Origin of the sequence: Exiguobacterium sp. s191 (assembly GCF_018618955.1) — a bacterium.
GTDB lineage: Bacteria > Bacillota > Bacilli > Exiguobacteriales > Exiguobacteriaceae > Exiguobacterium_A > Exiguobacterium_A abrahamii.
This window is the reverse complement of the sequence record NZ_JACSNC010000001.1, coordinates 689,262-713,706: the sequence shown is the minus strand read 5'-3', so window position 1 is coordinate 713,706 and position 24,445 is coordinate 689,262. Positions and strand designations below refer to the sequence as shown.

The following is a 24,445-nucleotide window of genomic DNA, read 5'->3' as shown; positions in this document are numbered from 1 at the left end:
TAGGGTACTTTTTAGTGCCTATCGCACTTTAAAGTACGTACTTCCCGAAAGGAAACACCCCGGTTATGCTGGGGTCATGTCAATCGGATCATGTTTGGTCGGGCCCACCGGACACGATCCCCACTGAAATCATCTTTAGGAGGAATCCCCATGAATCAATTAAACTCACAGATCCAGGAGGAACAGGTCCCAAGAAACGGCGGACTTGCCCTGCTCGCTCTAGCAATCAGCGCCTTTGGGATCGGTACGACGGAATTCGTTCCCGTCGGACTGCTCGCAGCAATCGCTGGTGATTTAAATATCGGCATCACACTCGCTGGTCTCATCATCTCTGGTTACGCGATCGGTGTCGCCGTCGGTGCGCCGATCTTGACAGCACTAACGAACCGGATGAACCGGAAAACGTTACTGATGGCATTGATGGTCGTCTTCATTGCCGGTAACCTGATCTCCGCCATCTCGCCGACGTTTGAATTGTTGATCGTCGCCCGTTTCATCACTGCCTTCTCGCACGGCGTCTTCTTCTCGATTGGTGCGACGATTGCCGTCCAGCTCGTACCGGAGCATAAAAAAGCGAGTGCCATCGCCTTGATGTTCACAGGTCTAACAGTCGCAACGGTCACAGGTGTTCCACTCGGGACATTCATCGGTCAATCATTCGGCTGGCGCGCGACGTTCTTCGCGGTTGCTGCACTCGGAATCATTGCGATCATCGCAAGTTTCTTCTTGATTCCAAAAGACTTGAAACAATCACCACCTGCTAAGTTCTCCGACATGTTCAAATTGTTGACGAACGGACGCTTGATGCTCGGCTTCTTGATCACTGCCCTCGGTTACGGTGGAACGTTCGTCGCCTTTACGTACTTGACACCGATCATGCAGGACGTCACGAAAATCAGTCCCAGCTTGATCAGTATCATTCTGCTCGTCTACGGAATCGCGGTTGCGATCGGAAACACGGTCGGCGGAAAACTCGCGAACGGTAATCCGATTAAAGCGTTGTTCTATATGTTCATCATCCATGCCATCGTCATGATCGCCCTCTCGTTCATGATTCCGTTCAAGGTCGCCGGTATCATCGGTATCATCTTAATGGGACTCCTTGCGTTCATGAACGTCCCTGGACTCCAGCTCTACATCGTCCAGTTGGCTGAAAAATATGTCCCAGCAGCAGTCGATGTTGCGTCTGCCTTGAATATCGCAGCCTTCAACATCGGCATCGCACTCGGAGCAACGATTGGTGGTCTCGTCACCGATACGATCGGTCTCGTCCACACACCATGGGTCGGCGGGATCATGGTTATCCTTGCCGTCACCTTGACTGGTGTCTCGCGTCGTCTCGAACAACAATAAGGAGGACTACTATGTTTAACGATCATGCAAGTTATCAGCGGATGTACCGGGAGGGCGAGCTCACGCTCGGCCTTCACGTCCCGCTCGAGAATTTCAAGATGCGAACGCCGACGCTTGCCAATCAAGTCGAGCTCGCACAAAAAGCAGAGAACTATGGTTTTACGACCCTCTGGTTACGCGACGTCTTATTGAAGGATCCTTATTTTCTTGATCCAGCTGTCGGACAGATTCATGACATGCTGATATACGGGACGCACCTCCTCAGTCAGACGAAACAGATCGCCCTCGGGACGTCAGCACTTGTCCTGCCACTCCGTCATCCGTTACGCTCTGCGAAAGAAGTCGCGACGATTAATGCGCTGTTCCCGGAACGTTTGATTCTCGGTGTCTCGTCCGGTGATCGACAAGCCGACTTCCATGGACTCGGTGTCGATCATCCGAGCCGTGGTGCTCAGTTCAAGGAAGCACTGCAAGTGATGGAACAAGCTTTATACGAAGACTATCCGCAAATCGATTCGACGTATGGGGAAGTCCGTAGTGCGACACTCGTGCCACGACCAAAGAAACGAATCCCGACGATGATCACTGGTTTCGCACAGCAGGATATGGACTGGCTCGCAAAAAACGGCGACGGCTGGATGTATTATCCGCAAGGACCGTTCGAACAAGCACGTGCCATCGAACAATGGCGTGCAGCGAGTCAAGCAGCCGGTAATACAACGTTTCGTCCGTTTTCGATGCCGATGCATCTTGATTTATCTGCGGATCCAAATGAAGAAGCGACACCGATTCGACTCGGTTTTCGGATCGGACGCAATCGACTGATCGAGTTGCTGGAATTGTATCGTGAGCTTGGCGTCAATCATCTGTTCTTCGCCCTATTCGACGGTGAGCGATCAGCGGAAGATGTCATCGATGAACTCGGAACGTACGTCGTGCCGCATTTCCCTCCCTTATCATGATGCCTTAAAAATCACTTTATAATTAAAAGTAATATGCATGAAACCCAGTCCCTTTTCGGAACTGGGTTTCATGTCGTTTCTTTGCATATCACGTCGAATACATTCGTCCACTTTCGGGGATTGTTTTTTAACAAATTGCACATTCCGAACATTTATCTCTTTACTTTTGAGTTCTTATGACCTTATAATAAATTCAAGATAACAATTACCTTAAAGGAGGAAGCGCTGTTGACACTACTCATTGCTTTTCTAGCCATCGTTTTCATCATGCTCGCCCTTGACCTTGGAGTCTTCCATCGTAAGGCACATGAAGTTTCGCTTCGGGAGGCCTGGACGTGGACGTTCGTCTGGATCGCAATCGCCGTCGCCTTCGGTGGCTGGCTCTACTTCGATCAAGGAAGTTCCGCTGCGATCGAATATACGAGCGTTTATTTCATCGAGAAGGCTCTCGCGATTGATAACGTCTTCGTCTTCTCACTCGTCTTCGCATACTTCGCGATTCCATTGAAGTACCAGCACAAAGTCTTATTCTGGGGTATTCTTGGTGCAATCTTCTTCCGCGTCATCTTCATCGTCGCTGGTGTTTCGTTGCTTGAGAACTTCGCTTGGATCTACTACATCTTCGGAGCGTTCCTCGTCTACACTGGTTGGATGATGTATAAAAACATCGGTCAAGAGACGTCGCTCGAAGAAAACAAAACGATTCGTTGGCTAGAGAAACGTTTGCCGATCACGCAAGACATCTCGTCTGGTAAGTTCGCAAAACGAATTGATGGGAAACTGTTCTTCACGCCGCTCTTGATTGCTCTACTCTTCATTGAAGTATCGGATATCGTCTTCGCCGTCGACTCCGTTGCAGCAAGCTTCGCGTACTCGCGTGATCCGTTCATCATCTTCTATGCGAACATCATGGCGATCCTCGGACTCCGTAGTCTCTACTTCGTCCTCGCGAACTTGATCGATCGTTTCTACTATTTGAAACACGGTCTCAGCTTCATGCTCGTCTTTATCGGAGCGAAGATGATTCTCGGTGATGTCTACAAAATGCCGATCTGGATGTCGCTCGGTACGATCGTTCTCGTCATCTTGATTAGCGTCTTCTACAGCTTCTACAAGACGAAGCCAGGGAAATAATCAATAGTATAAAAAAGTGGAAGTGATGAAAATTCATCTACTTCCACTTTTTCTTTTCAATTCAGTATTTCTTTTACTTTCAATTCATCTTCGATAAAAGGCTTCGTAAACACCTTCAGTGCTTTCTCATTATCGTACGACGTAAAGTCTTTTCCATACCAATCGCGCAGCTGTTGTTTCGTAAAGTGATACGAAGCATCCTCGATCGTCATGTTGACGTGGTCGACATTCGGAATCAATGTGAACAGTGCTGTTGCATTGTAGATTGCCGTACGATTACTTTTTTGTTCGACCTGTCCTTCTTCGAATCCAGCATAACGTAACGTGAGTTGATACGGTTTATCCTTCGTCGACAGTTCCATTTTCTTTAACTGATCGCCATGAGGTAGCTGTTGGACGATGTCTCGTACGTTACTGTTATCCCCTAGATATGTACCTTGTTGATCAAATACATCGGTTTGTGTTGCCGCTGTTCCGCAACCTCCGAGTATCAGCATGCCGCTTGCTAGAGCAATTGCGCCCATTGTCTTTTCATCACATATTCTCCTTTTATCTGTTCTGGAATACAAAATACGTATCACTTAAACTATATTATAATTTCCAAATCAATCTTTTGCTTCATTTCCATTATTTTTAAAATTCAAAATTTCTTTATTATATTTGTGATATACTATTTATGCGCTGATTGTCAGTGTGTTTGTCAATATGAGGTCACCTACTTTCGGTTGCTATACCGAGGGAAAAGGAGGATGATACTCATGGCAAAAACGTACGCAGTACTATTTGTTCTAGTGATGGTAAGTATATTGTTAAGCGATATATTTTCTATTTCTAATGGGAAACTAGTGGTAGATATGAAAGCCCTTAAAAGCTTCTATTTCACTACTGTTATCCCTGTAATCGCAATTCTCGTCTCCATCTAAGGATTGCACTGTTCTCCATGATGAGGGCTAATTAGCCCTTTAGAGAACAATTTATTTTATAGGAGCACATACTCACATTAACTAGATGTACTCGTAAATAGATGTAAAATTGAAACACAATTGGCTTTCAGTCACTTTGTTGATTCTTCTTATTGCATCTGTCATGAAAATCTCACCTTCCCTCGGTGTATAAAACCTGCTCAAGGATGAAATTATTCTTGGGTAGGTCTTTTTCTTTCTATACTTTTTTCTTAATTAATTTCATAAAATTACATGATTCGTAGAAAAATACTACGAGCTGGTTCACTCTACTTTTTCTTCAACATAATAACAAATCTACTCTTCAGCAACTGAAATTATAAGAATTTTGTCTACTAAGTAAACCTTATCTCTTTATAAAGTATCTTCAAATTTTTTAATTCTTAAAACAGATTACATCACAACCCGGATCTCTCAAACGAGAGAAGCCGGGTTGTTTGTTTCATAGAGTTGTCGGATACGATGCACGATGTCGTTTGCCGTTTCCGGCACAGGTGGCATCCAAAGACCCGTCACTGGACCGTAGACGACAGGATTGATTGCCACTTCGTATCCACCATACGGATGTTCTTCCGCTGTCGGCAAATAACCAATGTAACCGTTCGTATAGCCTCCGAAAAAGGCGAGTTCCGTTTGACGCATCTGTTGAATCTGTAACGCTGTTTCACAGAACGGTTCCATCGGGATGCCTGAGAACGAACCTTCGTTTAGTTCGAACAATTGAACTTCGAGCGGGATGGTGAGTGTTATTCCCGATTGCTCTTGAACGTACGCCAACCATCGTGCTGCACTGACGCCCCAAGTCAGTTCAGCGTAATCCGCCATGTCTTGTAATTGGTTCATTGTTGGTACTTCTGTTAAGCGCATCGGATAAATCACAGACTGAATCCGATGGTGCGTTAATAGTTGAAACGATACGTCTGGAATCGTCGTTAAGACGTGTCCACTTAGAACAAATGCCATCTTCTGTAGACTTGCTAGGTCACCGCGATATTTCGCATTGACGTTTCCCGTCGCCCCTTGGACGATCACGACTGGACAGCCGAGTGCCTGTTCGAGTATCGTTCGAACGACGCCCGGATAATCACCGGATAAGACTACACTATCTGATTTCAAGACGTTCGGATGCGCTGTACAGAAAACGAAGGCTCCGATGAGACTCGCATCATCGACACGGCGAACCAACAGCGTCCCGATTCGGTCATCCGTCGCACCCATAGGATCCGTCCCCATCACCGCGTGACCATTTATTTTCTCTCGTCGATTGACACCAAGTTTCCCGGACGTCACACCCCAACCCATCTCGACCGGTTGCATCGCCTCGCTTGCTTTGACGGCAGATACGATCGCTTGTTGCGTCAAGATCGTTTTGTAGGCGACGGTCAACGGTTCGTTTCCCGCTGTCGCTGGTCCTGAATGCGTATGCGTGTAGACAACCGTGACCTGTTCCTTCGACACGTCTAGCCGGTCTGCGATGCCTTCACGGATGGTATCGGTATCTCCGACGAGCAAACCGATGTTATCGATGCTGACGAAAACCGATGTCGTCTGCTCACTTTCAAAGATACTCGCTGTAACATATAGCGGATCATGTATGCTTGCGACACCGACTTCTCGGTGATAACCGATGAAGGCGGCACCGAGCGGCGGATTGATTTCTTCCCGATGTATTCCAAAACGACTCATGTCTGACGTTCCCCCTTGAGTAACACACTATTTCTTCCATATACTAACATTAACTACAGTAGAGGAGGACATAAGATGTCGATTCGTTGGAAGGAAGAGATGCTTCAGTTCGAGACATTACGTGAAGCAGAAGTCTGGGCGGACTCGATCACGAATGAGATTCATGGTCGGTCAATCACCGGATATTGCACCCCTGATTTTAAAGTCGCGACGATTCTTGCATTTTATTTAGCGGAAAACCCAGACTATCGTGTACGGTCGGCAACGGTTCACCTCGATGAAGAAATCTATTATCAAGTTTGGGTCGAGATACTCGATTCACCCTGACTTCATGAATTGGTCCAGGACGATTTCCTGAAACGCGCGTGTCACGGGTGAGCCCCACTTCGACTGTTTCGTAAGCAGATGGGCATACATCGGTTCGAACGTCTCATCATGATGAATGACTTTCAACGCACCTGCTTCCACTTCATCTGCTACCGTCACATACGGTAACACAGCAAAACCAAGACCGTTCATGACCATCTTCTTGATTGCCCCGATACTCCACAATTCTTGCGTCTGAAACGAGATGTCTTGGTTTTTGACGCACGCCTCAAACATCGTTCGGTAACTGCACCCGTCTTCATTCGTCAGATAGACGTATGTGTCCGCAGAAGATCGAATCGCGTCAAAATGATCCGGCATCGTCGGATGACCAATGATGACGATTTTTTCTTCTGTCAAAATGTCATGCGTACAACGTTCAGCGGAAAACATCGGATACAGCATCAAGGCGACATCGACCCGTCCATGTAAGAGTTCGTCTTGATTTTCCTGACATGTCCCATTCGATAAGATGATGTTGACATTCGGATATGCTGTCATGAACGTTTGTAAGATGGAACCAAGACGAGAGATTGTCAGTGACTCTGGCGCTGCGACCTTCAAGACACCTTCAAAGGGATCCTGTTGTTGAATCGACTTGATTTTCTCGTGTGTCGCTAGTAAGTCTTCAGCTAACGGAATGATTTCCTGACCTAGCGGTGTAAGCTGAAGTGTACGATTGGCATAGAAAAAAAAAGCACCGCCTACTTCTTGCTCGAGCAATTGCATATGGGACGTAATCGTCGATTGCGTGTAGCCGAGTTCACTCGCAGCTGCCGTATAACTCCCTGTCTCAATGATCTTCAAGAAGCTGATTAAATGGCGAATTTCCATTCCAAGACTCTCCTTTCATCGTCCATCGAAAAAAATGATGGCATGATTTTTTATTTCAATTTTATTTATCGATCTTGTCATCTTACACTAGAATTCAAGTACTCGATAGAACGAAAAAGGAGTTTTCTCATGAATGTTGTTGCTTTTTTATCCTATGTCATCATTACGTCCATCACACCTGGACCAAGTAATCTGTTAGTCATGCATGAATCAAGCCACTTTGGTTTTCGTGGTGCTTGGCGATTTAATACCGGTATCTTACTGGGCTTCATGATGCTCGGGTTGGTCAGCGCATTAGGGACGACAGTATTACATGCGACCTTACCTATGATCGAACCGATTCTTCAGTGGCTCGGTGCCGCATACCTCGTCTACCTTGCCTATAAGATTGGTTTCCCGAAACAGACAGCAAGTCAGGTCGATACCGTGCCAGCGACATTTTTATCCGGTCTGTTGTTCCAACTCATCAACGTCAAGAGTATCCTCTTTTTCTTAACTGCTTTATCGACGTTCATTCTGCCGCATAGCACGTCTACTATAGAAATCGTTCAATACACATCGTATGCCATCATTCTCGGTTGGATTGCCTTATTGCTTTGGGCAGGAAGCGGCTCCCTGTTTCGTTCGTTATTTCAAAGATACGATGTCGCGTTTCGCGTCATTATGTGTGGCTTACTCCTTTATTCAGCTGTGACGATTTTTCAGTGAGATGCAGAAAAAGGACAACACACCTCAGTTGCGAGGCATGTTGTCCTTTTATAATGCAATCATTGCTTCCACTGCCGCGTCCATCCGCTCTTGTAAGCCGATCTTATTTAAGACGACGAGTCCTTCCGTGAAGACGAAGAGCAACGCTGTTTGCTGTTCGACATCTTCCCCCTCTGTTGGTACATAGATCTGTTTAATCCAATCGTCGAACGATTCTCCAATCGTCCGCGTGATCGACGTATACGGTTCCCCCTGACTCGTTGCGAGGTGGGTGATCTCAAACCAAAGATTCAAATATGGCTTGATTCGTGGCTCATCGATCGCTTGTCGCAGAAAACGGACGAATGCCGTGAACTCGAGTTTTAGATCCGGTTGCTGTAGTAAATCAATCAGTTCTTGGCTGATTGCAGTCAACACGGCGGTCTCGATGTCTTGTTTATCCTTGAAATAATGCATCAGCATCCGGTCACTCGTCCCGGCAGCGGTCGCCATCTTCTTGAGACTCATCTCCTTAATGCTTGATGCTAACGTCGCTTGTGCGATGTGATGCGTATAGTCCTGTCGCTTCTGTTCAAACTTATCCATATCCGATCGACTCCTTCCCTTTCCATCATACTCGATTTTAAGAAACGGACACCATGCAAAAAAGCATCCACAAAGGATGCTTCATTTTAAAAATTGATTGATGATCTTCTTAAAAGCAAGATCCAGTCGGACGTTCTCGTCTTTCGTCAGCTGTTTCGCTTCTTCAAAGACAGCTGCTGCTTCCTCGAATTTATTCTCGTAAATCAAGATCGTCATTTTCCCACGCTCCGGTCCGACGCGCTCACTCGACGTCTCACGTTCTCGTACCATCGCCTCTGCTGCTTGATCTACGCGCTCTATCCGGTCTTGCTTACTGATTTTTTTCTTGATCAGTTTTCGCTCAAGTTCCTGTACGTATGGAAGTGATTTAATCAACGTCAAAGCCGGATCAATCGGTCCATATTGGGCGATGAACGCTTCCGTTTGTTGTCGCTCGTAATCCATGACTTCTTGATAGAGTGGTTTGCTTTCCTTCGCTAATGCCTGCTCGACCTTAACGAGTCGTTTGACTTCTTTTTTCATTGCGACCATTCGTTTATCGAACGCTTTTTTCTCAGACAATGTATCGACTATTTTTAAATCAACCCGCATCGCTCTGATTTTTCTTGACTCCTTCACGTTATCTGAATCGTATTTTTCTACTTTCGGATTATACTGCTCGACCGCAGTCCGATACGCTTTATTTTGATAATAAGAAGGAATTTTGATTGGGGATTTGGAACTAAGATCCGATAAGATGTTGCCGTACTTCGTGATGACCTTCAATTGATCGGCACGGTATTTTTTGTAATCAAACGCTTTTTTCGTTTGGATCACTTTTGCTTCGACAAGACTGCTTCCACTTCCGATACTCGCTCCACTCATCAATACGGCTACAGCCGCACTACAGGCGATGATTGTTCGCAATCGCTTTACCTTCATATGTTCGCTCCGTCCCTTCTCGTCATTCAACGTACCTTTTTCCGTATTATACCAAATTTAACAGCATCACATTTCGTTATTTGACGTATCAGGGTAATAACTTTCCTTCTATATATCCTCGATTGACGTTTGATTGTAGTACATGCTACATTTATTTGTAGTGAACACTACAATTATAAGGAGAATCCTTCATGAAAGAATCTCAAGCTTCATTTGTAGACACCATCCCGAAACCTTTATTGCTCGTCATTACGATCGCTTTCGCTGTTTTAACCGCGTTTTCGATAATTGACTTTGGTGTACTTGGCATCTTTGCAGAAGCGACACAAAACACGGCGACGCTCCAGATTTTCGTCGACCTGATTCTCTGCGCCCTCTTCATCATCGTTTGGCTCCGCCATGATACACGTCGTGCCGGACGAAGCTTTCCGCTTTGGGCGATAATCACCCTCGCGATTGGTACGTTCGGACCTCTACTCTATTTGTTGACTCGAAAATCATGACGTTCTGACACGTGCCGCATCTTCGGTACGTGTTTTTCTTAAGACAAACTTAAGAAAACGACTCCGTCTATCAACAGAATTCGACCGTATCCTAAGAGGTAGATTACAGCTTAAAGGAGTTTTCACCTCATGAAGAAAGCCATCTTTGATACGATCGTCCACTTGAATGCACGACCAGTAGTCGCGAACACACTAAAACGGTTTGCGATGAGTCGCTTTAGTAAGCCGCTCATCCGACCTTTCATTCGTACCTATCACATTCAGACGGATCAAGCGTTGAAGTCTGTCGATTCGTTTACCTCGCTACACGATTGTTTCGTACGCGAGTTACGTCCCGGTATGCGACCCATCGCAACCACGCCGGATGCCTTCGTCAGTCCGAGTGACGCCGTCCTCTCCATCTTCCCAGCATTAACGCAAGATAGTCGGTTTACGATCAAAGGACAGGACTATACCATTGCTGAGCTGATTGGCTCGAGCGAACGCGCCCAGGATTACGCGAACGGTGTCGCCTTGATTTTCTATTTGAGTCCGACCGACTATCACCGTGTCCACTCGCCAGTCACGGGCGAAATCACGACGAGTTATACACTGGGGCGAGAATCGGCACCCGTCAATGACTTGGGACTACGATTCAGCAAACGTCCGCTTACACGTAATTATCGCCGCGTCACGCGTCTGCAAGTCGATCACCGCGCGATCGAGCACGTCATGGTCGGTGCGCTGAACGTCAATACGATCGTTCAGACACATCAAGGACGCCTGCTGGAGCGTGGTGCAGAGTTCGGCTACTTCTCGTTCGGTTCGACCGTCATCCTCGTCTTGCCACCGGACACTGTCGAACTCGCACCAGGCATCGAACGTAGTGTCAAGATGGGTGAGGAGATCGGACGCTGGATACCGTAAAAATGGATTCCCTTTTTGTTAAGATTCCTGACTAAGAAAAACATTTGAATTTGCTAGACTAAAGGAAACCACTGTTCAATGGGATGGCGACCGTGAAGAACAGTTGACGTTAACGTGTATCGGCATGGAATAACATATAAAAACGGGAAAGAGGTCGTGTCATGAAAAAAGTCGTTTTATTATGCGCTTTCTCGATTATGACGGTATGGATATTAGTTGCTTGTAATAATGAAGAGATAATGCAAAGTACTAGTGAAAAACCGACGGCATTCGAAGTTTTGAGCGAAGATTCTAAAGCAGACATTTTTCAATTCAATGATACGATCTACCAATCAGATGTAGCATGGGCAGAAAAAACCGAAGTCACTCAGAAGGAAAAAGTCGGAGAAATTAAAAGAAGAAGTTCGGATAGAGACGATTTTGATAATGGGACTGCTACGAAACTCTCTAAGGGTACCGCCCTATACTCTACTAAAGAAAGAAATGAGATTCTGATAGTCAGCTTCAACGGGAAATTAAAAAAGTACGTTGCTTTAGGAGAAGGTTAATTTTTCTATAAGAAAAGGCATCCTCAGCTAAGGATGCCTTTTCTTATTTAGATCATGATGATAGAGAGGCTGATCAGCCGTTAACGATTTTTTCAGCTACTTCATCATTCATCGACTGACGATTGATTGAGAAACGCTCGCCTTCTTTCAAGCGTTTGCGATACTCTGCTGTTGCTGTGAACAGGACATCTGTCGAAGAGTTAAGTCCTGTTTCAAATGAATCTTGCAATACCCCAATGATGAAACCAACGGCAACGACTTGCATCGCAACATCGTTCGGAATTCCGAATAAGCTACACGCAAGTGGAATCAAGAGAAGTGATCCGCCAGCGACACCAGACGCTCCACATGCACAGACCGCAGCGAGTACACTCAAGATGATGGCTGTCGGAATATCGACTTGAATCCCGAGCGTATTGACGGCAGCAAGTGTCAGAACCGTAATCGTAATCGCCGCCCCACCCATGTTGATCGTGGCACCGAGCGGAATCGAGATGCCGTATGTCTCTTTATCGAGACCGAGCTTCTTACACAATTCCATGTTGACTGGGATGTTCGCTGCCGAACTACGTGTGAAGAATGCCGTGATGCCACTTTCACGTAGACATTTAAAGACGAGCGGATATGGATTTTGGCGGACGTTGATGAATACGATCAATGGATTAACAATGAGTGCGACGATAAGCATCGTACCAATCAACACGCCCAATAACCCTACATACTTACCGAGAGAACCAAGTCCATTCTCTGTGACTGAACCGATGACGAGACCCATGATTCCGAGGGGTGCCAGTTTGATGATCCAGCCAACCATCTTAGCGATACCATCTGAGAAATTCGAGATGAACGTTTTTGTCGTGTCGGAAGCATTTTTTAATGCGAGTCCTAAGACGATCGCCCATGTCAGGATTCCGATGTAGTTCGCTTGAATGAGCGCATTGACGGGGTTGTCGACCATGTTCAAGACAAGTTTCTTAAGGACTTCGATGGCGTTTCCAGGAGCTGACAGCTTCTCTGCTCCTTCTGTCAGTGTAATCGTGACCGGGAACAAGAAACTGACGACGACCGCAATCGCACCCGCTAAGAATGTACCGAGCAGATATAAGAAGACGATGGATTTCATGTTCGTTTGCTGACCTTTTTTGTGTTGCACAATCGAAGCCATAACTAGGAAAAAGACCAAAATCGGCGCGACTGCCTTTAGTGAGGAAACAAATAATGTTCCAAAGATGGTCAAAGAACTCGCTACTTCAGGAATCGTGACGGCTAAAATAATCCCTACGATCAAGCCAATCGCGATTTGTTTCACTAAACTGATTTGGTTCCACATCTTCAACAATTTCATACGTTCCCCTCCAGGCTTACAAAAAATAAGTTATTTAGAATTCGAAAAACGATGACTTCTCTCTTCTACTCAAAAGGATGAATAGTCTAGTCATTCACTTTTCTAAAAATTCTCGCAGTTTGTTGTGTTCTATTTTTGCATAAATCGTGTGAAATAAAAACTAGTTTTTTGCAAGAAATATGATTCCTTTTCCTGGATGTTAAGTGAGCATACGAATGCAATCGATTGCATAATTACAAAAAAAGTAGAAGAAGATGCGTTCCTTCTCCTACTTAATTATGTAAACTAAAATGTTTCACAGATGTTGATTGACCTTTATTCTCTCTTCAGCAGTCTTCTCGAATTTAGTATTGACAGGTATCGTTAACGCTCTAAGTGTCGGATGAATTAAGAAATAGCCGGCAAAGCCAAAATAGCCGATACTAGAGATCAATAAGATTGCTGTACTAGAAGACCATTCTCCGAAAATGCCTCCCGCAAAATATCCAAGTGGACTTAACGACCCTAACAGTGAAGAGAGAAACGAAAAACCTGTTCCTAAATAGTCCGACGGAAGATTGACTTGGATGAGCGTATACAGATATATGCTGTTCACACCGATTCCAATCCAAGCGATTCCAAATAAAACGATGGGAAGCACCCCAGCATCATTTACTAAAAACGCACCAATCCAAAACAGACCGGATAGGAGCGCTGCAATCGGCATGACACGATTAAGAGCAAACGTCTCCAAACGACTTGATATCAATGTTCCGATCATTGTTCCAAGTGAAATTGCTGCTAACCAAAACCCGTACTCTGCTGATGTCTCAGAAATGATTGGTAACACCGCAAGTCCCATCGTCGCAAGAAAATTCATCCCGATGATGCCATATATGATGGTCAGTAATTTCTTCTGTTGCTTGACAACATAAAATCCTTCATTGAAGTCTCGCTTATACTGTTGCCAAAAGTTTCGTAAGGAAATGGGTTGTTCTTTTTTCGAAGATGGGACTTTGAGAACTAACAAAAATAAGAACCCGATCCCTAGCAATACGATACTATTCGCAGCGAATACGATTCCGACGCCGACAAACAAAATCACGATACCTGCTAACGCATCCGCAATCAAATCAAGCGTTTGATAAGAAAAGGCGAACACTGAATTGACTTTCGTCAACTGATCATTTGATGCCAGTCGCTCGATGAGTGTATTTTCGGTGGGATACGAGATTTCCGCTAATGTTAACGCTAAAAACAGAATAACGAGCAGTAATGGAATCCAGAGCGTCTCGTTAAAATAAAGCAAGGTGATGATTCCGACCAAAACGGCTTGCCCGACGCCTGAGAAAAAGAGGAGTTTCTTTTTCGAATAACGATCAATGATCGGACCGTACAAAAATTGAAGCGTCACGGGTAACACAGCAATCGTACTCGTTAATCCGACCAGAAATGGCGAATTCGTCGTCGTCTTGACGAACCAAACGATGGCAATCATATAAAAGCTGTCCGATATGTTCATCAGAATTCTACCAAGTAACAAGATGACTAGTTGCTTGTTCAATCGCCTTCCCCTCTCTCCAATAGTTAAATTTTATTGAACTTTATTGTATAGTAAAGGACTGGAAGAAAAATGTAAAGCGATAAGTTCAATTTAATTTAACTAAACCCTTGAAAAAATGCTTCTTCGTAAATAGAGCCTTTACGAAAAAGCACGTTTACTACTATGTAGATGATGTCCTTGCGTCGTACATAAAAACGATTCCTTCTTTGATCTATTCCGATTCAACACGATATCGCCTCTAATCCTTCTATCGTCCGCTTGAATTTTGGATGATTCTCGAATCAAACGTTGAAATTCTGAAATCAGTGTTCTAAAACGGTTCATCACGAATTTTCACTTCTCAAGAGATCGTTATTTTTTTGCGTTTGACGATCAAAAGAACGATCACAAACAGAAACTCAAGGACCGTAAAGATGCCTACGAAGAAATAGACGACTAACACCTGACTGATCCCATCGACAGCAATCGTGTAAAACCAAAGTAATGAAATGCCCGTCGTATAAAGAAAATTGATGATCGTTCCGCTAATCAAGCTCGCTTTCAAACTTTTCTTACCCCGCGCCTGACTCACGATGATGATGATGGCACCGATCACCCAGACGATGAGTATGAGTTCAAGGATAGTCTTATCGTTCCATTGTACCTCCATGATCTACTCTCCTTTTCAATAGGCTGATTGAATGCGAGTGATACCTATATTTCAAAGCAATACAGACTCTTCCAGTCTTCCGAAAGTTGAGTGAATGAGTTTTTAAAGATCCAAATCAGAATAGTCCTTCATTTTCCTAACCCGAATACTTTCCTCCTGACCGATTTGATCGGTCTCTTTCAAACGGTGCTGAACGACGAGCAACACTAACACGATCGCAGAAATCACACAAATCGTCGCATAGTACGGTTGCGCGACGCGCTCGAACTCTAACGCCGATAGCACCTGTAAGATCGTCAATCCCGCAAGCATCCCGTGGAAATAACTCTGATAGCTGTGCGGCATCCCTGGCTGCCCGAACGTCTCATACCAGATGTATAAGCCGAGTCCGAACGCAAGTCCGTTCAGGATCGGCGAAGGAAGAAGGAAAAGAAGAATACCGAGACCAAGCATCAACCAGGCGTATCGGATCGCAGGCTTAAAGAAAGCAGGATCGAGCTGCGCTTCCTCTTCCTCGATGACGGGCGCTGCTTTCTCCGCTTCGGTCAATGGTCGAAAACCAAGGGCTTCTTTCGCTTCCGCTAACTCAAGCATTCGTGTCTTCATCCCGAAATAAAACGGAAAACGTTCTTTGACGACCTCCCCTTCATCCGTTTGACCATCCGCTTGCTCTTGCACGGATACCTGATACAGCGTGCGCCCCATCCGGTAACTGACCCAGTAGTCGGTCGCTTGACCATTGTCGCGCTTGAGTTCAATCACCTTCGTTTGTTGATTCGTCATGATATGTGATTCCTTTCGTCGCAAGTTCCTGTAATTGCTCTGACGCATACAACAGGAGAATGAATCCTGAGATGAGACAGACCGCTCCGTTAATCGATAGATTGATCGGTGATAAATAGTTTTTCGATGAGCCCGCTAAGGCGAACATGAAAAGTGCTCCTGACCAGCGATACATGCGAGCACGTGCAGATTTCCCTTCGAGATGCATCGGCCAGAAAATCATCAGAACGACGAGTGTTATGTATCCTGGGATTGGCAAGATATCTGTTAGCGTCAGTAATCCACTCAACAGAACGAGTAAAGCGCTTAAAATACGCAACTTTATGATTCGTCGGTCGGCTCGAAAATCCATCGCTTCAGACAGAGCAAAAGGTGAACGGATGTATCCATCGTCTAATTTTTCACGGACCCACGTTTTTTTCTGCCGATACGCAAGGAACGGATTCTTGAAGACGATCCGCTTCGTTGCGGACTCTTCATTCCTTTCCATCATGTCCTCGCTATCGACTGCTTGCTCTTTTCGGGCAACACCTTCCCGGCAGAATAAAGTGCGCCCCTCTTGGTGAAAGACGATGTGATGAACACGATCGCCGATTTGTTTTACTAATTGAATCATGATTTGTGCTCCTTTTATCTTACCTTCTACATTCTTATAGGTCTCACCATGCTGCGCTGACCACGTATAGTATGAACAGTCCACCTAAGACACAGACGTAACCATAATGTCTGACGGTCAACGAACAAAATAAGATGACGCCAATTGACAGAATGATACTGAGTACGAATGAATCCACCGTGTCGACGCTATCCCCATGTCCCGCTAGCGGTGTCTTTTTCGCATGCTTTGAGCGGATAAAATAGATGCCTAACGTCAACAAGAATATCCCGACACCAAGACCAAGAAACGGTACCACCATCGACGTCTCCTCCGACATATGTATTCTTTGAATATGTTTATTTCATGAAGTTATTATACAACTATTAATTACGATATTTTCCTTTAATAAGTTTCATTGAAAAATTTTCTATGTATGATTTTTTCTTTTATATCTTCTTTTTACAAAAGGAGTGCAGCACTATGTACGCTTCCATAGCACCAGTCTGCACTCCTATTTCGCATGATGTATCTACTTTTCTTATGTAAGATTTTTCTCCGAAAAATAGGGTCATGGACCTGTATCACAAGAGACCGCATACTTTTCTTCACTCACCTTCTTCGAATAACAGACAAAAGGAGTTCCGCCTGTTTCACTTTTCCAATGGTACCAAAACATATGGTAGCGCTCCGCTTGTGGATCTTGTTCCGTAATGATTGCAAAGTAACTTTGATAGAAATAGCCTTCTTTATAAAGTTCGTGTCTTAGAGCACCTCTCGGCGAAGCATCCGTAAACAGAACCGGTGATAGGATCGGCATGAGTAGTACGATGATGGCTAGCGTTCCGAAACAGATCAGGACTATTTTCTTTCTGTTCTTTTTCTTAGAATTCGATTTACCCATCTTTTTCAACCTTTCCTTTATTGGCTTTTTTTGTTATATAGTAACATTATCCATACAACAGAAAGAGGTTTTGATATTGAAGAAAACTATTTTATTATCACTCTCTTTAGGTGTACTTCTATCTTCTGGTTTTTTGATCAGTAACGCAATAGCAACTTCTAATATTTCACAGGAAAAATCTGAAAGCGCGATTTCAAAGGAGCAAGCCTTCACTTTTTTCACGAAAGTCCTAGAACAACAAAAAGCGGATTTTTTAAACAATACGCCGTTGGCACACACCAATCAATCGAGATTATCTTCTCGCGACGAGGCTGTATTAATTTTTCTATCTAGTACAAAAGTGGATAAACAACAGCTACATTCATTTAGTTATAAGATTTCTAACGTAAAAGTGTACTCCGAAAATCAACGAAATTATGCTGAAGCTTATGTAACACGAACTTTTAGCTTCGGAAGTGGGCTTGAAACGGGTTTAGGTGATACATTAGTGCTCGAAATCCAATCAAGTCCAGATGATTTAAAAGGACCGTCCCACACCATTTCCTCGAGTAAATCAACGAGTGAAGTAAATGAAAAGGTCTCTGTTGATGAATTTTTAGAAAAGTATGAAGCAGAGGCAACAAAATAAAAGTGAAACTGTGCTAAAGAAAATAATGGCGGGTTTCTTTAATTTTAAGAAATTAATTACTAATCCTTAGTACTAGTTTTAGTCTCTTCAATTATTACGTGTAGGGAATAAATAAACAGCATTTCTTATTCTAAAATTACATATTTTGACTGTAAAGAGAAGGGATGCTATCTTTATTTTAGTGATTATTTATTTTTTAAATAATCTTCCAGGTTATTCATGTATGTGTTGAAGGGATGATCATATTTTGAAAAGAATATTTGGACCTTTGTTATGTGTTCCATTACTTGTTTTAACTGCATGCTCGGAAGAGAGGCAAAGCGAAAAATACAAATCCGAGTCCATTGAAATCAACAATGACGGTGAAGTAAATATCGTACCTCTTTATTCACCCTATCAAAAATACTTAAATGCTTCACTCAAAGATAATGATACTGAAATGAGTAAAAAAAATTACGTACAATATGTCCTTAGCGATATCGATAAAACGGGTGAAAAAGAAGATTTTGATACTACTTCTTTAAAAGGTTTCTTCATGATGCAATCGACTGCTTATCAGCAAGCACTGCTTGATCGAATCGATGCTCTGGAAGAACGACAAGACGAGATTAAAAAAATCATCACAAAAAACTACACTGCTGCGCATAAAGTCCTTCCAAAGAAAAAGAGTACGATTTTCATCGTACCGATCAACTCGGAATATACGACGATGACCGAACCGATGGGTGGAGTAGCAGCAGGAACGTACAAAGATGCGGTCGTGCTCTATCTGGCGGAAGATTTCGATAAGGATGCTCTCGCCTATACCGTTGCACATGAATACCATCATTTAATCCTTCAAGATAGACCAGAATATCAGATGAATAAATTACTCGATTCGGTCATTGTTGAGGGAAAAGCAGATGCTTTTGCTGATCGAGTCTTAAAAAATGTGAAGGCCCCGTGGGATGAACCCATGGATGATACGACAATCAAACATGTCGCAAAGTTGATTCAAACTGGTGAAGCTACTTACGAGGACCTTGTAGGCGGTAGTCCTCAAAAAGACATCCCCCGCTGGAGTAACTACAATTTAGGACACGATATCCTCGATCATTATTTTAAATTACATCCAGATTCTAAAATAGAGGAATGGTCCTTTAAAGGTGAAGCTGATCTTTTGAAAGGATATAAATACCAAAAGTTACTTCAGTGAGAGAACTATATTTTTGATACATTCCATAAAAAACAGACAGATGAAATAACAATATCAGTTTACGTATCGTACTGAAATTTTCTCTGTCGAACTCAATGACATCTTGATATAAGCCAATACATATAACAAAAACAAATCAAGGTACGGATGCTTTAAACAGATCCGTACCTTGATTTTTCTTCAATTTAAAATACTTTTTGTCTTTCTGTAATCGATACGGAGTAGCGTTTGGATGCATATCCTGTTGTCGGAAACGAGGAGAATGAAAGAACATATCATGATCATCGCCTCCCTAAACATGGTCAAAAAAAGACAAATGACTATGTTTACTTCAATTTGAACATAATTTCATCCACTTTTTTAGATTTAATCGTACCCATCTGAAACATTTACAATTCGAATTTCAGCTCTTCAAGGAGTCATTATTCAAGATTATCGACCAATTCTATATACTAGAACCTCAATTTGTATTTCAATGTATTACAAAGGAGCTGATAGTTATGAGTACCATTTCTATACGTCTGGATGAAGAGGATGCACGACTCATCAAGGAATATGTGAAGGCAAAGAACATTACGATTTCAACACTTGTTCGTGATGCCGTCCTCGACCGCATCGAAGGCGAAATCGATTTACAACTCTATCATGATTCTATGTCAGCACACCGTAAAAAATCAGAAGTAATCTCTTTCTTTCGACGACATGATGAAGGAACTTGATTTAGGATGACAGCATATACAGTAGAATTTGAGCGCGGAGCTCAAAGGTCTCTCAAGAAGATGAATCCCCCAAAAGGCGCGGATCATCATGTCCTGGATCAAGAAGAACCTTGTTGGAACGGATAATCCGTGTCGTCATGGTAAAGGACTCATATCGAATCACTAAGGTAAATGGCGGTATCGCATCGGCGACTATTGTCTGATTGCTGACATTCAAGATGGAAAAGTCGTGATCTTGATTCTTGAGATAGAGTATCGTCGTGATATTTATAAATAAAGCATTTATTGCTCATATACAAGTAAGCGTATGAGTTTTTGATTATGTCTATTTAACAAGCGTTATTTATACAGTAATGATTATTCTTTCACAAAACTGAATCTAGTGGATCAATTATAATGTTGACGTCTATAAACTCATCTTTTATCAATATATTTTTAATAGTCCTTTCATACGTAAAAAAGACAAAATAACTGCGTGCACACTTTGACAAAAAACACGACAAAAAGAATCAACGTATAGATACCTTCAAGTATCTGCGCGTTGATCCTTTTCTTAATTATCCGTCTAATCGTTGTTCAGCCATTTTATAAATTTCATCTTTATCCCGTTTAACGATCGCTACAATTTAAATGATTTGGAGTTTACCGTCGACTTCTCTAAAAAACAACACGTAATCCTATTTTTTTATTTTTTAACTTATTGCAATGCGACAAGTTTACACTGAGTGGCTGTCCTGCTGCTAATTCTACACATTACTTCAGACTATTCGTTAGTGAAATGAGTTTTTGTTGTAAAATCTTAGCAAGCCCAATCGCCTTCGTTCTATCGGTAGCACCAAATGTACAACCTCGCATTAGTGTATTCGCGATCATTTCCCCCTCTTTACTCAGAAAAACTCAACATATAATTATCATTTTATAGGCAATCCATCACGCGTAAGAATATTTTTCCACATTTCATCCGGAATGGAGAGCATTTGTTGATCATCGCGTGACAAGGTCGTGTGAATTTCTCCTTCTCTTCCTGCTTTTAGTTTTGAAACCCAATCAGGCTCCATTAATAACTCTCTTCCTAATCCGAACAAAGGGATGCCTTGTTCTAATACGTCCAAGGCATCATCTGGTGTGTATATAGAACCGAGTGACAGAAAACTTGTTCTATCTGCAATTACATCACGAAAAATCTCTGCTCTTGTTTTTGTTTGATTCGAACCACTTCGAGGCATGGACCAAACGTTTTTGACTGAAAGATGTAAGTACGATAAGCCTTGATTAGACAATTGATCTACAAAAGTGATCGTTTCCTCCATATTCAAACCATCCTTTTCTGGTTCTTCTGGTGAGAAGCGATATCCAATAATAAAATTTTTGTTCGCATATTGATCTCGGGCTCGTTTTACTTCTTCAATAACAGCTAACGGGAAAGACATCCGTTTTTCTAATGTTCCTCCCCACATATCTGTTCGAAGATTGGAATATCCCGAAAGAAATTGTTGAATCAGATATCCATTGGCTCCATGAATTTCCACACCATCAAACCCTGCACGTATAGCCATCTCCGTTGCTCGTCCAAAATCCTGAATAGTAGATAGGATTTCTTCGTGTTCTAACGCACGAGGAACGTAATCATCACTTGAATCCTTGTAAAGGCATGCCACGATACCACTCGGGCTTACCATTCGCCTTTCACTTATGTATCCGATGAGACTTTCGCTTCCTCCATGATGAAGCTGAAGGATTGCTTTTGCTCCCTTTTCTTTTATTTTATTTGCCAACTGCGTAAGACCTGGTACATTGTTTTCCCCATATGCTTTCATTTGACGAGGAAAACTAGTTCCGAGTGATGATATGGTTGCAGCCGCGGTAATAAACATAGCTGGTCCTTGTGCTCTTCTGCTGTAATAGTCCAATTCTTCGGAAGAGACACTTCCATCTATATTTCCTGAATAAGTGGTCATCGGTGCAACAACGACTCGATTCGCCAAAGTTACTCCATTTGAAAGCGTATAAGGTGAAAGGATCTTTTCATACTTCTGATTCATCAATACATCCACTCTCCAATTCTTTTATTTTTTTGATTCAATCTGTCTGTTTTTAGTGTATTTGTAAAAATAAAATAAGTAAAATGAATGTTTTTCATTCTAATTATTTGTATCTCTCATGTAAAATGTAGAAAAGGATGTGAAGTACATTGAATTTATTTCAACTAGAAGTGCTTTTAAACGTAGTAGAATGTAGTAGTTTTACGAAAGCAGGTCAAAAGATTGGACTGACACAATCTGGAGTAAGTCATAACATTACAACACTGGAATCTGAACTAGGAGTAACACTTTTGAATCGAGGACGAGGTGGTACATCGTTAACTACTGCAGGGGAATACATTATTCCACACATACGTAATATTGTGACAAATATGGCTCATATAGAGCAAAAAGTTTCTTCTTTACAAGGATTAGAATTAGGAAAGATTGCTGTTGGGAGTTTTCCGAGCTTTACTGCTGCATTTATACCGATCCTGTTTTCTATATTCAAAGAACGGTTCCAGAATGTTGAATTGGTGTTATATGAGGGTGGCTACGATGATATTGAAAAGTGGGTGGAGGAAGGTACTGTGGATTTCGGTTTCACAGCATTACCAGTTAAGGGTTTCGAGAGTATAGCACTGACACAAGATCCTTTGTCTGCTGTCGTATATGATGGACACCCTTTTATAGAAAAAGATACTGTTACGATAGCTGATTTTAAAGAGGAATCATTCATCATGTTACGTTCTGGATGTGAAGTCCTTATCGAGGATGAATGTCGTAAAGCTGGTCTTTCATTACATACCTCTTATAGTAGCAAGGAGAATGAAACTGTACTGTCTATGGTGAAAGGAAAATTAGGTATTAGTATTATGCCAAACCTTGCAGTTTCTAAACGAGAGACTCATGTTCATTTGTTATCCTTACATCCTCCTGTAGTGAGACATCTCGGATTAATTGTCAAGTCCTCAGACAAAATGACGCCTCTTTCCAAAGAATTTGTCAAGATCGTGAAAGCGCATTTCGAAAGTTGTGGAATCTGATTAAACTGATGACTCGAGTTGTGATAAAAAAGATAGAACGTGTCACGAATCGTTGGATGAATGACGATACAGTAATGCTGAAGGTTCCCGAATCGCTAACATTTAATAAGAACTGGATACAAAAAAAGATTGTATACATTTCTATATCGAAATATATACAATCTATTTTCAGAAAGTATTTACTCATTAAGTTCTCTTGTCCGAACCCGAACTCTGATGCTTAATCCATATATTTTTTCAAGACGATAGCGGCGTTATGACCACCGAATCCAAAAGAATTAGATAGTCCATACTGCATCTCCATCGAGCGAGCTCCTTCTGTTACGTAATCCAGGTCACACATAGGATCATCAACTTCAAGATTAATCGTCGGTGGAATGATTCCTTCCTGTAAACATTTCGCAAGCGCGATTGCTTCCGCTCCACCGGCAGCACCGAGCATGTGACCCAACATTGATTTGTTCGCCGTCACCGGGAGTGTGTGTGCATGTTCCTCAAACAATTTTTTAATCGCACGTGTCTCGGACTGATCGCCGACGATCGTACTCGTCGCATGGGCACTGATAACATCGATGTCATGCGTCTTAATCCCTGCCTGTTGAACAGCACGGTTCATGGCAAGGTATGCTCCCTGACCCTCTGGATGGGTCGCCACTATATGATAGGCATCTGAACTTGCTCCGTATCCGACGACTTCCGCATAGATGGACGCACCTCGTTGCTTTGCGTGTGATAACGATTCTAGTATCAATATGCCCGCTCCTTCTGACATCACGAAACCATCGCGTGTCCCGTCAAAAGGGCGACTCGCTTTAACAGGTGATTCGTTTCTTGTAGACAATGCCGTCGCATTACCGAAGCTTGCTATGGACAATTCCGTGATGCCCGCTTCCGTCCCACCAGCGAATGCAGCATCAGCCTCTCCCATTCGAATAAGTCGATATGCTTCACCAATAGCCGTGTTTCCAATCGCACACGCGGATACAGGTGACATGGAAGGTCCCATCGCTTGCCACTTGATGCTAATCTGAGCGGCTGCTGCGTTAGACATCATGGAAGGTACGAGACTCGGGCTGACCCTTCTCGGACCTTTTTGGTGTAAAGCATGAACACCGTCAATCAACGTTTCAATCCCCCCTACACCTGACCCCACATATACAGCAAGTCTTTCCCGATCCAGATCAGATTCTCCTAGCTGAGAATCGTTCCAGGCTTGATCAGCAGCCGCTAATGCGAACTGGACGAAGCGGTCCAGGTTACGAGAGGCTTTTTTACCAATCGCCTTTTCCGCATCAAAGTTTTTTACACTCCCTGCAATCTTTACTTTGAAATCAGTCGTATCAAACGTATCGATTTCCGTGATGCCTGAATTTCCAGCAATCATATTATTCCAAAAGGACTCCACGTCGTTTCCGATTGGTGAGACGACACCCATTCCTGTAATCACTACGCGCTCCATATTTCTTCACTCCTCGTAATAGTATGAGATAATCATACGTGTCATATATCCTATTACAAGTGTTCATTTATCCTATTATCATTGATAATT

26 protein-coding genes are annotated in these 24,445 nt (G+C 43.1%); 12 read left to right on the top strand and 14 right to left on the bottom strand.

Translation table 11 applies throughout. The features are described from left to right. Positions 1-150: 150 nt before the first annotated feature. The 3 genes from KNQ09_RS03695 (at position 151) to KNQ09_RS03685 (ending at position 3,449) form a co-directional block, all read left to right on the top strand. Entirely contained in the window at positions 151-1,353 is a 1,203-nt protein-coding gene (locus tag KNQ09_RS03695; RefSeq protein ID WP_214857467.1) for an MFS transporter, read from the top strand. Positions 1,354-1,364: 11 nt separating this feature from the next. After that, positions 1,365-2,315 carry a TIGR03571 family LLM class oxidoreductase gene (locus KNQ09_RS03690; protein WP_214857466.1) on the top strand — a complete coding sequence of 317 codons (951 nt, stop codon included), beginning with the start codon at positions 1,365-1,367 and terminating at the stop codon, positions 2,313-2,315. Positions 2,316-2,543: 228 nt separating this feature from the next. Further along, positions 2,544-3,449, top strand: coding sequence for a TerC family protein (locus KNQ09_RS03685; protein ID WP_069940545.1), 906 nt, complete (start codon positions 2,544-2,546; stop codon positions 3,447-3,449). Positions 3,450-3,505: 56 nt separating this feature from the next. On the opposite strand, the gene KNQ09_RS03680 is transcribed toward KNQ09_RS03685, so the two are convergent. Further along, complete coding sequence (locus tag KNQ09_RS03680; RefSeq protein ID WP_214857465.1) at positions 3,506-3,973, bottom strand: DUF4825 domain-containing protein; 468 nt, start codon at positions 3,971-3,973, stop codon at positions 3,506-3,508. Between the two features lie 852 nt (positions 3,974-4,825). Further along, on the bottom strand, positions 4,826-6,097 hold the full coding sequence (locus KNQ09_RS03675) for an alkaline ceramidase (protein ID WP_214857464.1): 1,272 nt from the start codon (positions 6,095-6,097) through the stop codon (positions 4,826-4,828). Positions 6,098-6,172: 75 nt separating this feature from the next. On the opposite strand from KNQ09_RS03675, the gene KNQ09_RS03670 reads away from it, so the two are divergent. Next, a complete protein-coding gene (locus tag KNQ09_RS03670) occupies positions 6,173-6,424 on the top strand; it encodes a hypothetical protein (RefSeq protein WP_251138087.1) in 252 nt (83 codons plus the stop codon). Here KNQ09_RS03670 and KNQ09_RS03665 read toward each other — a convergent pair. Further along, positions 6,416-7,297, bottom strand: coding sequence for a LysR family transcriptional regulator (locus KNQ09_RS03665; protein ID WP_214857463.1), 882 nt, complete (start codon positions 7,295-7,297; stop codon positions 6,416-6,418). The two genes, KNQ09_RS03670 and KNQ09_RS03665, sit on opposite strands and share 9 nt — an antisense overlap. Positions 7,298-7,426: 129 nt before the next feature. Here KNQ09_RS03665 and KNQ09_RS03660 point away from each other — a divergent pair, with 129 nt between their 5' ends. After that, positions 7,427-8,005, top strand: a complete 579-nt coding sequence (locus KNQ09_RS03660) for a LysE family transporter (RefSeq protein ID WP_214857462.1) — start codon at positions 7,427-7,429, stop codon at positions 8,003-8,005. Between the two features lie 48 nt (positions 8,006-8,053). On the opposite strand, the gene KNQ09_RS03655 is transcribed toward KNQ09_RS03660, so the two are convergent. Next, a complete protein-coding gene (locus tag KNQ09_RS03655) occupies positions 8,054-8,590 on the bottom strand; it encodes a TetR/AcrR family transcriptional regulator (protein ID WP_214857460.1) in 537 nt (178 codons plus the stop codon). 81 nt (positions 8,591-8,671) lie between these two features. Beyond that, positions 8,672-9,511 (bottom strand): hypothetical protein, encoded by an 840-nt coding sequence (locus KNQ09_RS03650; RefSeq protein ID WP_214857458.1) that lies wholly within the window; start codon positions 9,509-9,511, stop codon positions 8,672-8,674. Positions 9,512-9,702: 191 nt separating this feature from the next. On the opposite strand from KNQ09_RS03650, the gene KNQ09_RS03645 reads away from it, so the two are divergent. The 3 genes from KNQ09_RS03645 (at position 9,703) to KNQ09_RS03635 (ending at position 11,468) form a co-directional block, all read left to right on the top strand. Beyond that, positions 9,703-10,014, top strand: coding sequence for a DUF2834 domain-containing protein (locus KNQ09_RS03645; RefSeq protein WP_214857456.1), 312 nt, complete (start codon positions 9,703-9,705; stop codon positions 10,012-10,014). A 129-nt stretch (positions 10,015-10,143) separates the two neighbouring features. Then, the gene (locus tag KNQ09_RS03640; protein ID WP_214857454.1) at positions 10,144-10,920 is read left to right on the top strand and encodes a phosphatidylserine decarboxylase; all 777 of its coding nucleotides are present in this window, start codon (positions 10,144-10,146) and stop codon (positions 10,918-10,920) included. Between the two features lie 161 nt (positions 10,921-11,081). Continuing rightward, positions 11,082-11,468: a hypothetical protein gene (locus KNQ09_RS03635; protein WP_214857453.1), complete on the top strand. Its 387-nt coding sequence runs from the start codon at positions 11,082-11,084 to the stop codon at positions 11,466-11,468. A 73-nt stretch (positions 11,469-11,541) separates the two neighbouring features. Here the strand turns inward: KNQ09_RS03635 and sstT are convergent, their stop codons facing one another. The 7 genes from sstT to KNQ09_RS03600 all read right to left on the bottom strand — a co-directional run bounded on the left by sstT (position 11,542) and on the right by KNQ09_RS03600 (position 17,287). Beyond that, positions 11,542-12,813, bottom strand: a complete 1,272-nt coding sequence (gene sstT / locus KNQ09_RS03630) for a serine/threonine transporter SstT (protein ID WP_214857451.1) — start codon at positions 12,811-12,813, stop codon at positions 11,542-11,544. Between the two features lie 295 nt (positions 12,814-13,108). Beyond that, a complete protein-coding gene (locus KNQ09_RS03625; RefSeq protein WP_214857449.1) occupies positions 13,109-14,356 on the bottom strand; it encodes an MFS transporter in 1,248 nt (415 codons plus the stop codon). 340 nt (positions 14,357-14,696) lie between these two features. Then, positions 14,697-15,005 (bottom strand): hypothetical protein, encoded by a 309-nt coding sequence (locus KNQ09_RS03620; protein WP_214857447.1) that lies wholly within the window; start codon positions 15,003-15,005, stop codon positions 14,697-14,699. A 102-nt stretch (positions 15,006-15,107) separates the two neighbouring features. Further along, complete coding sequence (locus KNQ09_RS03615; protein ID WP_214857445.1) at positions 15,108-15,788, bottom strand: hypothetical protein; 681 nt, start codon at positions 15,786-15,788, stop codon at positions 15,108-15,110. Next, positions 15,760-16,404, bottom strand: coding sequence for a hypothetical protein (locus KNQ09_RS03610; RefSeq protein ID WP_214857442.1), 645 nt, complete (start codon positions 16,402-16,404; stop codon positions 15,760-15,762). The genes KNQ09_RS03615 and KNQ09_RS03610 overlap by 29 nt, the downstream gene beginning before the upstream one ends. 43 nt (positions 16,405-16,447) lie before the next feature. Continuing rightward, the gene (locus KNQ09_RS03605) at positions 16,448-16,705 is read right to left on the bottom strand and encodes a hypothetical protein (protein WP_023468074.1); all 258 of its coding nucleotides are present in this window, start codon (positions 16,703-16,705) and stop codon (positions 16,448-16,450) included. A gap of 249 nt (positions 16,706-16,954) precedes the next feature. Further along, entirely contained in the window at positions 16,955-17,287 is a 333-nt protein-coding gene (locus tag KNQ09_RS03600) for a hypothetical protein (RefSeq protein ID WP_483299308.1), read from the bottom strand. A 76-nt stretch (positions 17,288-17,363) separates the two neighbouring features. On the opposite strand from KNQ09_RS03600, the gene KNQ09_RS03595 reads away from it, so the two are divergent. The 3 genes from KNQ09_RS03595 to relB all read left to right on the top strand — a co-directional run bounded on the left by KNQ09_RS03595 (position 17,364) and on the right by relB (position 19,829). Then, on the top strand, positions 17,364-17,915 hold the full coding sequence (locus tag KNQ09_RS03595; RefSeq protein WP_214804774.1) for a hypothetical protein: 552 nt from the start codon (positions 17,364-17,366) through the stop codon (positions 17,913-17,915). Positions 17,916-18,162: 247 nt separating this feature from the next. After that, positions 18,163-19,110 (top strand): DUF2268 domain-containing putative Zn-dependent protease, encoded by a 948-nt coding sequence (locus KNQ09_RS03590; protein ID WP_214857441.1) that lies wholly within the window; start codon positions 18,163-18,165, stop codon positions 19,108-19,110. Between the two features lie 500 nt (positions 19,111-19,610). Beyond that, positions 19,611-19,829, top strand: a complete 219-nt coding sequence (gene relB, locus KNQ09_RS03585; protein WP_251138086.1) for a type II toxin-antitoxin system RelB family antitoxin — start codon at positions 19,611-19,613, stop codon at positions 19,827-19,829. 911 nt (positions 19,830-20,740) lie between these two features. Here the strand turns inward: relB and KNQ09_RS03580 are convergent. Further along, the gene (locus KNQ09_RS03580; RefSeq protein ID WP_251133614.1) at positions 20,741-21,871 is read right to left on the bottom strand and encodes an NADH-dependent flavin oxidoreductase; all 1,131 of its coding nucleotides are present in this window, start codon (positions 21,869-21,871) and stop codon (positions 20,741-20,743) included. A 149-nt stretch (positions 21,872-22,020) separates the two neighbouring features. On the opposite strand from KNQ09_RS03580, the gene KNQ09_RS03575 reads away from it, so the two are divergent. Then, a complete protein-coding gene (locus KNQ09_RS03575; RefSeq protein WP_214804773.1) occupies positions 22,021-22,896 on the top strand; it encodes a LysR family transcriptional regulator in 876 nt (291 codons plus the stop codon). Positions 22,897-23,116: 220 nt separating this feature from the next. Here KNQ09_RS03575 and fabF read toward each other — a convergent pair whose 3' ends face one another. Beyond that, entirely contained in the window at positions 23,117-24,355 is a 1,239-nt protein-coding gene (gene fabF / locus KNQ09_RS03570) for a beta-ketoacyl-ACP synthase II (RefSeq protein WP_214857439.1), read from the bottom strand. Positions 24,356-24,445: the final 90 nt, after the last annotated feature.